10 protein-coding genes are annotated in these 11,089 nt (G+C 73.0%); 3 read left to right on the plus strand and 7 right to left on the minus strand.

The features are described from left to right. The 4 genes from C1I99_RS23320 to C1I99_RS23335 form a co-directional block, all read right to left on the minus strand. Positions 1-1,893, minus strand: a 1,893-nt coding sequence (locus tag C1I99_RS23320; RefSeq protein WP_233512669.1) for an ABC transporter ATP-binding protein, incomplete at its 3' end; no start/stop codon positions are given. Positions 1,894-2,000: 107 nt separating this feature from the next. Continuing rightward, a complete protein-coding gene (locus C1I99_RS23325) occupies positions 2,001-3,734 on the minus strand; it encodes an ABC transporter ATP-binding protein (protein WP_111136347.1) in 1,734 nt (577 codons plus the stop codon). After that, a complete protein-coding gene (locus C1I99_RS23330) occupies positions 3,728-4,195 on the minus strand; it encodes a MarR family winged helix-turn-helix transcriptional regulator (protein ID WP_111136348.1) in 468 nt (155 codons plus the stop codon). Before C1I99_RS23330 ends, C1I99_RS23325 begins: the two co-directional genes overlap by 7 nt. 25 nt (positions 4,196-4,220) lie before the next feature. Further along, the gene (locus C1I99_RS23335) at positions 4,221-4,667 is read right to left on the minus strand and encodes a DoxX family protein (protein WP_111136356.1); all 447 of its coding nucleotides are present in this window, start codon (positions 4,665-4,667) and stop codon (positions 4,221-4,223) included. 85 nt (positions 4,668-4,752) lie between these two features. Between C1I99_RS23335 and C1I99_RS23340 the strand changes: the two genes are divergently transcribed. After that, positions 4,753-5,319 carry a TetR/AcrR family transcriptional regulator gene (locus C1I99_RS23340; protein WP_111136349.1) on the plus strand — a complete coding sequence of 189 codons (567 nt, stop codon included), beginning with the start codon at positions 4,753-4,755 and terminating at the stop codon, positions 5,317-5,319. Positions 5,320-5,483: 164 nt separating this feature from the next. Here the strand turns inward: C1I99_RS23340 and C1I99_RS23345 are convergent, their stop codons facing one another. Both C1I99_RS23345 and C1I99_RS23350 read right to left on the minus strand, forming a co-directional pair. Then, a complete protein-coding gene (locus C1I99_RS23345) occupies positions 5,484-6,923 on the minus strand; it encodes a GuaB1 family IMP dehydrogenase-related protein (protein WP_111136350.1) in 1,440 nt (479 codons plus the stop codon). 79 nt (positions 6,924-7,002) lie between these two features. Beyond that, the gene (locus C1I99_RS23350; protein WP_111136351.1) at positions 7,003-7,599 is read right to left on the minus strand and encodes a LysE/ArgO family amino acid transporter; all 597 of its coding nucleotides are present in this window, start codon (positions 7,597-7,599) and stop codon (positions 7,003-7,005) included. 69 nt (positions 7,600-7,668) lie between these two features. Here C1I99_RS23350 and C1I99_RS23355 point away from each other — a divergent pair, with 69 nt between their 5' ends. Further along, a complete protein-coding gene (locus tag C1I99_RS23355) occupies positions 7,669-8,565 on the plus strand; it encodes a LysR family transcriptional regulator ArgP (RefSeq protein WP_111136352.1) in 897 nt (298 codons plus the stop codon). A 60-nt stretch (positions 8,566-8,625) separates the two neighbouring features. Here C1I99_RS23355 and C1I99_RS23360 read toward each other — a convergent pair whose 3' ends face one another. After that, positions 8,626-10,377 (minus strand): acetyl/propionyl/methylcrotonyl-CoA carboxylase subunit alpha, encoded by a 1,752-nt coding sequence (locus tag C1I99_RS23360; RefSeq protein ID WP_111136353.1) that lies wholly within the window; start codon positions 10,375-10,377, stop codon positions 8,626-8,628. Positions 10,378-10,523: 146 nt separating this feature from the next. On the opposite strand from C1I99_RS23360, the gene C1I99_RS23365 reads away from it, so the two are divergent. After that, positions 10,524-11,089, plus strand: a 566-nt coding sequence (locus tag C1I99_RS23365; protein WP_111136354.1) for a PadR family transcriptional regulator, incomplete at its 3' end; no start/stop codon positions are given.

Consider the following 11,089-nt stretch of genomic DNA (forward strand, 5'->3'; position numbering starts at 1 on the left):
CTCGTCGGGGAGGGCGGTGAACTGCGACCGGTAGAGCCGGTGGTACGCGCCCCGCGCGGCGAGGAGCTGCTCGTGGCTGCCCTGCTCGACGATGCGCCCGTTCTCCATCATCAGGATCAGGTCGGCGTCCCGGATGGTGGAGAGCCGGTGGGCGATGACGAAGCTGGTCCGGTCCGAGCGCAGCGCCGCCATCGCCCGCTGGAGCAGCACCTCGGTTCGGGTGTCCACCGAGCTGGTCGCCTCGTCGAGGATCAGCAGCGACGGTTCGGCCAGGAACGCCCGGGCGATGGTGATGAGCTGCTTCTCACCGGCGCTGACGTTGCTGCCCTCCTCGTCGATCACCGTGTCGTAGCCGTCGGGCAGGCTGCGGACGAAGCGGTCCACGAAGGTGGCCCGGGCGGCTTCCAGGATCTCCTCCTCGGTCGCGCCCGGCCGGCCGTACGCGATGTTGTCCCGGATGGTGCCGCCGAACAGCCAGGTGTCCTGCAGCACCATGCCGATCCGGCCGCGCAGGTCATCGCGGCGCATCGTGGTGATGTCCACCCCGTCGAGGGTGATCCGTCCGGCATCCAGCTTGTAGAAGCGCATGATCAGGTTGACCAGGGTGGTCTTGCCGGCGCCGGTCGGGCCCACGATGGCCACAGTGTGCCCGGGCTTGGCGACCAGCGACAGGTCCTCGATCAGCGGTTTGTCCGGGGCGTACCGGAAGGAGACGTGGTGGAACTCGACCCGGCCGTGCGGGTCGGCCACCCGCTCCGGGGTCTCCGGATCGGGGCTCTGTTCCCCGGCGTCCAGCACGGCGAAGACCCGCTCGGCGGAGGCCACTCCGGACTGGAGCAGGTTGGCCATCGAGGCGACCTGGGTGAGCGGCTGGGTGAACTGGCGGGAGTACTGGATGAACGCCTGGACGTCGCCGAGGCTCATCGAGCCGGAGGCCACCCGCAGGCCACCGACCACGGCGATCGCCACGTAGCTGAGGTTTCCGATGAACATCATCGCCGGCATGATGATCCCCGAGATGAACTGGGCGCCGAAGCTGGCGCGGTACAGCTCCTCGTTCTTGGCGTGGAAGTCGGCCTCGACCTCGCGCTGCCGGCCGAAGACCTTCACCAGCTCGTGGCCGGTGAACGCCTCCTCGATCTGGCCGTTCAGCTGGCCGGTGTGCGTCCACTGGGCGATGAACTGCCGCTGCGACCGCTTGGCGATCCGTTGCGTGACGAGCACCGACAGCGGCACCGCGACCAGGGCCACCAACGCCAGCAGCGGCGAGATCCAGAACATCATCGCCAGCACCCCGACCACGGTGAGCAGCGAGGTGAGCAGCTGACTCAGCGTCTGCTGGAGGGTCTGCGAGATGTTGTCGATGTCGTTGGTGACCCGGCTGAGCAGCTCACCCCGGGGCTGCCGGTCGAAGTAGGGCAGCGGCAGCCGGTTGAGCTTGTCCTCCACGTCGGCGCGCAGCTTCAGCACGGTGCGCTGCACCACGCCGTTGAGCAGCCAGCCCTGCCACCACATCAGCGCGCTGGCCGCCAGGTAGAGCGCCAGCGCCAGCGCCAGCACCCGGCCCAGCGCGGCGAAGTCGATGCCGACGCCGGGCACCACGTCCATCCGGGCGAGCATGTCGGCGAAGCTGTCGTTTCCGGCCGCCCGGGCCGCCGCCACGGCCTGCTCGGTGGTGGTGCCCGCCGGCAGTTGCCGGCCGATCACCCCGGTGAAGATCAGGTCGGTGGCGTGCCCGAGCACCTTCGGCCCGATCACGCTGAGCCCGACGCCGACCAGCGCGAGCGCGATCACCGCGGCCAGGTGCAGCCGGTGCGGCCGGAGCCGGCCGAGCAGCCGCCGCGCCGACGGCCCGAAGTCCATCGACCGCTCGGCGGGCATGCCCGCACCCATCCACGGCGGGCCGCCGCGCTGGCCGCCGGGCGGCAGCCGGTTCGGCGTCCGCCCCTCGGCGGCCGGCTGCCGGGGTGCCACGGCCGCGGGCCGCTCGCCGCGGGCGGTCACGCCGGCACCTCCGCCGTCTGCTGGGACGCCACGATCTCGGCGTACGTCGGGCAGTTCTCCAGCAGGTCCTCGTGTCGGCCCATCCCGACCACGCCCCCGTCCTCCAGCACGATGATCTGGTCGGCGTCGACGATGGTGGAGACCCGCTGGGCGACGATCACCACCGCGGCGTCGGCGGTGACCGGCCGCAGCGCCGCCCGCAGCCGCGCGTCGGTGCCGAGGTCGAGCGCGGAGAACGAGTCGTCGAAGAGGTAGATCTCCGGCCGGCGGACCAGCGCCCGGGCGATCGCCAGCCGCTGCCGCTGGCCGCCGGAGACGTTCGTGCCGCCCTGCGCGATCGGGGCGTCCAACCCGTCGGGCATCGCCTCGACGAAGTCCCGGGCCTGGGCGATCTCCAGCGCTTCCCGGAGTTCCGCGTCGGTGGCGTCCGGGTTGCCGTAGCGCAGGTTGCTCGCCACCGTGCCGCTGAACAAATACGGCTGCTGCGGCACCAGTCCGATCCGGCGCCAGAGCGCGTCCGGTGCCAGGTCGCGGACGTCGACCCCGTCGACCAAGACGGCGCCAGCGGTCACGTCGACCAGCCGGGGGATCAGCGAGAGCAGGGTCGTCTTGCCGGCGCCGGTGCTGCCGATGATCGCCGTCGTGGATCCGGCGGTGACCCGGAAGGAGACGTCCCGCAACACCGGGTCGGCCGCGCCCGGGTATTGGAACCGCACGTTGCGCAGCTCCAGCTCGGCCCGGGCCGGTACCTCGGTGACCGGGTGCGGTGCCGGCACCACCGAGGTGTCGGTGTCCTGCACCTCGACGATCCGCTCGGCGCAGACCGCCGCCCGCGGCACCATCATCAGCATGAAGGTGGCCATCATGACGGCCATCAGGATCTGCATCAGGTACTGCAGGAAGGCGGTGAGCGCGCCGACCTGGATGGCCCCGGCGTCGACCCGGTGGGCGCCGAACCAGAGCACCGCGACGCTGGAGAGGTTGAGCACCAGCATCACCACCGGGAAGATCAACGCCATCAGCCGGCCGGTGCGCAGGGCGGTCGCGGTCAGGTCGGCGTTCGCGGTGGCGAAGCGTCGCGTCTCGTACGGCTCGCGGACGAACGCCCGCACCACCCGGATGCCGGTGATCTGCTCGCGCAGCACCCGGTTGACGGTGTCGATCCGGGTCTGCATGAGCCGGAACCCGGGGACCATCCGCCGGATGACCAGCCCCAGCGCGACGGCCAGCACCGGCACGCTGACCAGCATGAGCCAGGAGAGCCCCAGGTCCTCGCGCAGCGCCATCACCACGCCGCCGACGCTCATGATCGGCGCGGCGACCAGCATGGTGCAGCTCATCAGGACGAGCATCTGCACCTGCTGCACGTCGTTGGTGTTGCGGGTGATCAGCGACGGGGCGCCGAACCGGGCGACCTCCCGGGCGGAGAAGCGGTTCACGTGGCCGAAGACCGCTGCCCGGACGTCCCGGCCGAAGCCCGTGGCGGTACGCGCGCCCAGGTAGACGGCGGCGACCGAGCAGACGATCTGCACCAGGCTGACCGCCAGCATCCACCCGCCGGTGCGCAGGATGTAGTCGGTGTCGCCGCGGGCCACGCCCAGGTCGATGATGTCGGCGTTGAGGCTGGGCAGGTAGAGCGAGGCCATCGTGCCGACGAACTGGAGCAGCACCACCGCCACCAGCGGCCGGCGGTACGGGCGCAGGTGGGTACGCAGCAGCCGGATCAGCACCTCGGGCCGCCCTCGGTCATACCCGGCTCCGCACCGCTGCCGATGATCTCGAGGAGGAACTCCCGGATCACGGCGGCCTTCGCCGGGTCGGCGTCGACCGAGGTGAGCGGACGGTTGGAGTGGATGAGGGCGGTGAGCGCGTCGACCCGGGCGCGGCCGGCCGGGGTGAGCGTGAGCTTGACGCTGCGTCGGTCGGTGTCGTCGCGCTGCCGCTCGACCAGGCCGTCGCGTTCGAGGGTGTCGACGATGCCGGTGAGGGTGGCCGGGCGGATGAAGCACTGCTCGGCGACCGCCCGGTGGGGCAGGTCGCCGTGCTGCGCGAGGGTCATCAGGGTGACCATCCCGGCCTGGGTGAGCCCGTGCTCCTCGGCGAGGTAGCGGTTCCAGCGCTGGCCGGTGAGGTGGGCGGCGACCACCAGCAGTCGGCCGAGCGGCACGTCTCGGAGCCCGATCAGGTCCATGCGGTGCAGGTTAGCCTCCTGATAGTCAGGGGCCAAACGAAATTGCCGCAGCGGTGGCGATGAACATGACCTGCAACGCGGTGCGGGTGCCGAGCGGGGTCACCGGTCGGCCGGCCAGGGTGAGTTCGCGGCGGGCCGCCGAGACGTTCGCCGGGAACATGGCGAGCATCAGCACGGCCAGGCCGACGGCGGCCCACCGGGCGGTCGCCGGGACGAGCAGGGCCGCCGCCCCGACCAGTTCCAGCACCCCGGTGACGGTGACCAGGAACTCCGGCCGGGGAAGCCGGGGTGGGACCATCGCGACCAGGTCCGCCCGGCGGGGCGCGGTGAAGTGCGCGACACCGGTGAGCACGAACATCAGGGCCAGGCCCACCCGCAGGGCGGGCTGCCAGCCGTTCAGCGCGTCCACGCCGGTCAGGCCGGCCAGCCGGGCGAGTGCGGCGCCGGCCACCAGTGCGATCAGCGGTGCCATCGAGATCTCCCCCATCCTCAAATCTTGTCGATGACAAGATCGCACCCTCGGTGCCATCTTGTCAATGGAAAGATAGGATGGGGGCATGACCGGCACGCGTGGCTACCATCACGGCGACCTCCGTCGCGTCCTGCTCACGGCTGCGGTGCAGGCGATCCAGGAGGCGGGGCCGGCGGCACTGAGCCTGCGCGACCTCGCCCGCCGGGCCGGCGTCTCGCACGCCGCGCCCGCACACCACTTCGGCGACAAGGCCGGCCTGCTCACCGCGCTCGCCGTCGAGGGCTTCGACCTGCTGGCCGAGGCCCTGCGGGGCGCCGGTGACGACCTGCTGGCGGCCGGGGTGGCGTACGTCGACTTCGCCGTCGGGCACCGGGCGCACTTCGAGGTGATGTTCCGTCCCGACCTCTACCGCACCGACGCACCGGAGGTGCGGGCCGCCCGGGAACGCGCCGGCGCGGCACTGCGCTCCGGGGTGTCGGCGCTACCCCCCGGGCGGGCCACCGTGGGCGACGCGCGGGGGGACGCCCTCGCCGCCTGGTCGATCGTCCACGGCTTCGCCACCCTCTGGCTCGCCGGTGCGCTGCCGCCCGAGGTGGGCGGCGACCCCCGGGACGCCGCCCGGGCGGTGATCCGCCGCCTCTTCTGGCCGTAGGTAGGGCGATCCGGGTGGGGCCGGTCGCACGGACGGGGCAGCTCGACAGGGGCCGTACCGGCTCTCGCCCCGCCCGCTGACCCGGCGAGCGCAGCAGAGCGGGTCGTGGCGGCGCCGATCCCGCGACGCCGGCCAGGGCTGGATCTTCGGGCGGCCGTGCGGGTTCACCAGCTGGTGGGCAGCGGCATCCCCTCGGTGTAGCCGGCGGCGCTCTGCACGCCGACCACGGCCCGTTCGTGGAACTCCGTCAGGGTGCGGGCGCCGGCGTAGGTGAAGGCGCTGCGCACCCCGGCGATGATCTCGTCGATCAGGTCCTCCACCCCGGGCCGGTTCGGGTCCAGGTACATCCGGGCGGAGGAGATGCCCTCCTCGAACACCGCCTTGCGGGCCCGGTCGTACGGGCTGTCCTCGGCGGTGCGCGCGCTGACCGCCCGCGCCGAGGCCATGCCGAAGCTCTCCTTGTAGCGCCGGCCGTCGGGGTCGGTGTAGAGGTCGCCGGGGGATTCGTAGGTGCCGGCGAACCAGGAACCGATCATCACGTTCGACGCGCCCGCGGCCAGCGCCAGCGCCACGTCCCGGGGGTGCCGCACGCCGCCGTCGGCCCAGACGTGCCGGCCCAGCTGCCGGGCCGCCGCGGCGCAGTCCAGCACGGCGGAGAACTGCGGCCGGCCCACCCCGGTCATCATCCGGGTGGTGCACATCGCGCCCGGGCCGACGCCCACCTTGATGATGTCCGCGCCCGCCTCGACCAGGTCACGTACGCCCTCGGCGGTAACCACGTTGCCGGCCGCCACCGGCACCGCCGGGGCCAGCTTGCGGACCGCCCGCAGCGCGGAGATCATCCGCTCCTGGTGCCCGTGCGCGGTGTCCACCACCAGCGTGTCCACCCCGGCGTCGAGCAGCGCCGCCGCCTTGCCGGTCACGTCGCCGTTGATGCCGATCGCCGCGGCGATCCGCAGCCGGCCCCGGTCGTCGACGGCCGGCTTGTAGAGGGTGGCCCGCAGCGCGCCCTGCCGGGTGAGCAACCCGACCAGACGCCCGTCGCCGTCGACCACGGGGGCGAGCCGCCGCCGGCCCGCCGACAGCCGGTCGAAACCGGTACGCGGATCCGCGTCCGCCGGCACGGTGTGCAGCTCGGTGGACATCACGTGGCGCAGCTGGGCGAACCGGTCCACGCCCACGGTGTCCGCCTCGGTCACCACCCCCAGCGGCCGGCGCGCGTCGTCGACCACGATCACCGCGCTGTGCGCCCGCTTCGGCAGCAGGTGGATCGCGTCACCCACGGTGTCCGTCGGGCCGAGGGTGATCGCGGTGTCGTACACCAGGTGCCGCTGCTTGACCCAGGCGACGACGTTCGCGACCACCTCGATCGGGATGTCCTGCGGGATCACCGCGATCGCGCCGCGCCGGGCGACCGTCTCGGCCATCCGCCGGCCGCTCACCGCGGTCATGTTCGACACCACCAGCGGGATCGTGGTGCCGGTGCCATCGCCGGTGGCGAGGTCGACGTCGAGGCGGGAGCCCAGGTCGGAGCGGGCCGGCGCCATGAACACGTCGTTGTAGGTCAGGTCGTGCGCGGGGACCGCGCCGTGAAGGAACCGCACCCGGCCATCATGCGTGACCGCCGCCCGCCGTGCCGCCGCTGGTTGCGGAAAACACCCCCACCGCGCCGCCGGCCGCCGATCAAGCCAGCAGCAGCGCCGCGGCGAGCAGGGCCATCAGCACGGCGATCGCGCCGTCCAGCACCCGCCAGGCGGCGGGACGCGCGAGCAGCGGCGCGAGCCGGTGCGCCCCGACGCCGAGCGCGGTGAACCAGGCGACGCTGGCCAGGGCGGCCCCGACACCGAAGGCCCACCGGTGCGGGTGCTGCTGGGCGATGCCGCCGAGCAGCAGCACGGTGTCCAGGTAGACGTGCGGGTTGAGGTAGGTGAAGGCGAGGCAGGCCAGGACGGTCGCGCGCAGCGTGGCCGGCGGCCGCTCGGTCGGCACGAGAGCGCCCGGACGCAGGGCCCGGCGGGCGGCGAGTGCCCCGTAGCAGAGCAGGAAGGCGGCGCCGCCCCAGCGGATCACGGCCAGCAGTGCCGGACTGCTGCCCACCAGCGCGCCCAGACCGGCGATGCCGGCGGTGATCAGCGCGGCGTCGGAGGCGGCGCAGGTGAGCACGACCGGCAGCACGTGCTCGCGGCGCAGCCCCTGGCGCAGGACGAAGGCGTTCTGCGCGCCGATGGCGACGATCAGGGTGAGGGCGAGGGAGAAGCCGGCGACGGCGGAGCTGAGCACGCCCTGACGGTAGGCGGGTGGCGGACCGTCAGTCGAACTAAAGATTTTGAGCGTGCGTAAGCTGAGCTGATGGAAGGGCTCGACTCGACCCAGCTGCGGACGTTCGCCGCGGTGGTGGCGGAGGGCAGCTTCGAGGCGGCGGCCCGGCTGCTGCACGTCACCCCGTCCGCGGTCAGTCAGCGGATCAAGGCGTTGGAGGAGTCCGTCGGCCAGGTGCTGGTCCGGCGGACCCGCCCGTGCGTGGCCACCGCGGCGGGAGCGCCGCTGCTCCGCCTCGCGGGACAGCTCGTCCTGCTGGAGCGGGAGGCGCTGGCGGACGCCCGGGGCCCGCTCACCGGGGGCGGCGCCCGCACCCGGGTGGCGGTGGTGGTGAACGCCGACTCGCTCGCCACCTGGTTCCCCGCCGCGCTGGCCCGGTTGCCCGACGGCCTCGGGCTCTGCTTCGACATCCGGCAGGACGACCAGGACCACACCGCCGAACTGCTCCGGGACGGCTCGGTGACCGCAGCGGTGACCGCCCAGCGCGAGGCGGTCCAGGGCTGCCGGGTGCTGCGCCTCGGCGCGATGCGCTACCGGGCCCTGGCCGCGCCGGCGCTGGTCGCCGCCCACTTCACCGACGGGCTCACCGCCACCGCCCTGGCCGGCGCGCCGGTCGTCGTCTTCGACCGCAAGGACCGGGTGCAGCACCGGTTCCTGCGCTCGGTGACCGGCCGGGCGCTCGACCCGCCGGTGCACTACGTGCCGTCGGTGCCCGCCTTCAGCGCCGCGATCCGGCTCGGGCTGGGCTGGGGGCTGGTGCCCGAGCGGATCGCCGCGGACGACCTGGCGGCCGGGCACTGCGTGGACATCGCCCCCGGCCGGCAGGTGGACATCCCGCTGTACTGGCAGCACTGGCGGCTGGACTCGGCCGTCCTCGCCGCGCTCACCGCCGCCGTCCGCGCGGTGGCCGCGGACGCCCTCCGGTGAGGATCCCCGGGCCGGTCGCCGACGGTCAGCCGGTCCGGTCCGCGCGGGCCCCGGGCGCCGTCAGGAGATGGTGCAGATCGCCGCGCCGGCGCTGATCACCGCGCCGACCTCGGCGGTGAGGCCGCTGACCGTACCGGCCTTGTGCGCGTGCAGCGGCTGCTCCATCTTCATCGCCTCCAGCACCACAACCAGGTCGCCCTCGGCCACGCTGTCCCCGTCGGCGACCGTGATCTTGACGATGGTGCCCTGCATCGGGGAGGTGAGCGCGTCGCCGCTGACCGCGGTGCCCGCCTTGGCGCCGCCGCCCCGGCGGGCCGGCTTCTTCGCGGCCGGCGCGGCGGTGGCCGTACCCGCCCCGAGGCCGGCCGGCAACGTCACCTCCAGCCGCTTGCCGCCCACCTCGACCACGACGGTCTCCCGCTCGGCCGGCGCCTCGGCGGCGCCGGCGGCGGCGGTGAACGGCGGAACGGTGTTGGCGAACTCGGTCTCGATCCACCGGGTGTGCACGGCGAACGGCTCGGCGGTGAACGCCTCGTCGCGGACGACCAGCCGGTGGAACGGCAGGGCGGTGGCCATCCCCTCGACGACCATCTCGTCCAGCGCCCGGCGGGCCCGCTCCAGGGCCTCCATCCGGGTCTCGCCGGTGACGATCACCTTGGCCAGCAGGGAGTCGAAGTTGCCGCCGATGACGTCGCCGGCAGAGATGCCGGTGTCCACCCGGACGCCGGGGCCGGTGGGCAGCCGCAGCGCGGTCACCGTGCCCGGAGCGGGGAGGAAGTTGCGGCCCGGGTCCTCGCCGTTGATCCGGAACTCGATGGAGTGCCCGCGCGGGGTCGGGTCCTCGGTGAACCGCAGCTTCTCGCCGTCGGCGATGCGGAACTGCTCGCGGACCAGGTCGATGCCGGCGGTCTCCTCGGTGACCGGGTGCTCGACCTGGAGCCGGGTGTTGACCTCCAGGAAGGAGATGGTGCCGTCGACGCCGACCAGGTACTCCACCGTGCCGGCGCCGTGGTAGCCGGCCTCCCGGCAGATCGCCTTGGCGCTGTCGTGGATCTGGGCGCGCTGGGCATCGGTGAGGAACGGTGCGGGCGCCTCCTCGACCAGCTTCTGGTGCCGCCGCTGCAGGGAGCAGTCCCGGGTGCCGACCACGATCACGTTGCCGTGCTGGTCGGCCAGGACCTGCGCCTCGACGTGGCGGGGCTTGTCCAGGTATCGCTCGACGAAGCACTCGCCCCGGCCGAACGCGGCGATCGCCTCCCGGGTGGCCGACTCGAACAGCTGCGGGATCTCCTCCATGGTGCGGGCCACCTTCAGCCCGCGCCCGCCGCCGCCGAAGGCGGCCTTGATGGCGACCGGCAGGCCGTGGTCGACGGCGAACGCCATCACCTCGTCGGGGCTGCCGACCGGGTCCGGGGTGCCGGGTACCAGGGGAGCGCCGGCGCGCTGGGCGATGTGCCGGGCGGTGACCTTGTCGCCGAGGTCCCGGATGGCCTGCGGGGTGGGGCCGATCCAGGTCAGCCCGGCGTCGACGACGGCCTGGGCGAAGTCGGCGTTCTCGGCGAGGAAGCCGTATCCGGGGTGCACGGCGTCGGCGTCGGCCTTGGCGGCCACCTCCAGCAACTTGTCGATGCGCAGGTACGTGTCGGTCGCGGTGTCCCCGCCCAGGGCGTACGCCTCGTCGGCGAGCGTGGCGTGCAGGGCGTCCCGGTCGGAGTCCGCGTAGACGGCGACGCTGTCCAGGCCGGCGTCGCGGCAGGCGCGGACGACGCGGACGGCGATCTCGCCGCGGTTTGCGATGAGTACCTTGCGCACCTTGGGGCTCCTCCCGGGAGGTCGTTGACCGGGAGTGTATCGGCCACTCTGACGGCCCTAACGATCGCTCAGTGTGGGATGCCGCACTGTTCCGCCGAGCCTTAGTCAAACTTGTTTATTACGCTTGTTCGGTGTCTCCGACCCGAATGATGATCCTGGGGCTGGTCCGCTGGATGCAGCCCGTGCACGGCTACGACGTGCGCCGCGAGCTGCTCAGTTGGAATGCCGACAAGTGGGCCAACGTGCAGCCCGGATCGATCTACCACGCGCTGCGCAAGCTGACCGAGGAGGGGTTGCTGCGCGAGGTGGCCACCGAGCAGGTGGGTGCCCGCCCGGCCCGGACCACGTACGAGGTCACCGCCAAGGGAGACGAGGAGTTCGAGTCCCTGCTGCGCGGACTCTGGTGGCAGTTGCACGAGCCGGCGGACCCCTTCGCGGCGGCCTTCTCGTTCCTGCCCGCGCTGCCCCGCGAGGAGGCGTCGGCCGCGTTGCGCAACCGGGCGAACCTGCTCCGCGCCGGCGTCGAGTGGATGCGCACGTCGGTGAACTCCGACTGGATGCGCGAGACCAAGCCGGTGCACGTGGGGTGGATGTTCGAGCTCTGGATGGCCCGGGCCGAGGCGGAGATCGCCTGGTGCGAGCGGGTCGCCGAGCGGATCGACTCGGGGGTGTCGTACCTGCCTGCCGGACTGGAGCGGGCCGAGGGGTGGGC

This window comes from Micromonospora deserti (assembly GCF_003236335.1).
GTDB classification, from domain to species: Bacteria; Actinomycetota; Actinomycetes; order Mycobacteriales; family Micromonosporaceae; genus Micromonospora; species Micromonospora deserti.

Excerpts from the sequence above, each read along its gene's own strand:
- C1I99_RS23330 (WP_111136348.1), bottom strand. The coding sequence starts at position 4,195 with ATGGACCTGATCGGGCTCCGAGACGTGCCGCTCGGCCGACTGCTGGTG.
- C1I99_RS23335 (WP_111136356.1), bottom strand. The coding sequence starts at position 4,667 with ATGGCACCGCTGATCGCACTGGTGGCCGGCGCCGCACTCGCCCGGCTG.
- C1I99_RS23340 (WP_111136349.1), top strand. The coding sequence starts at position 4,753 with ATGACCGGCACGCGTGGCTACCATCACGGCGACCTCCGTCGCGTCCTG.
- C1I99_RS23355 (WP_111136352.1), top strand. The coding sequence starts at position 7,669 with ATGGAAGGGCTCGACTCGACCCAGCTGCGGACGTTCGCCGCGGTGGTG.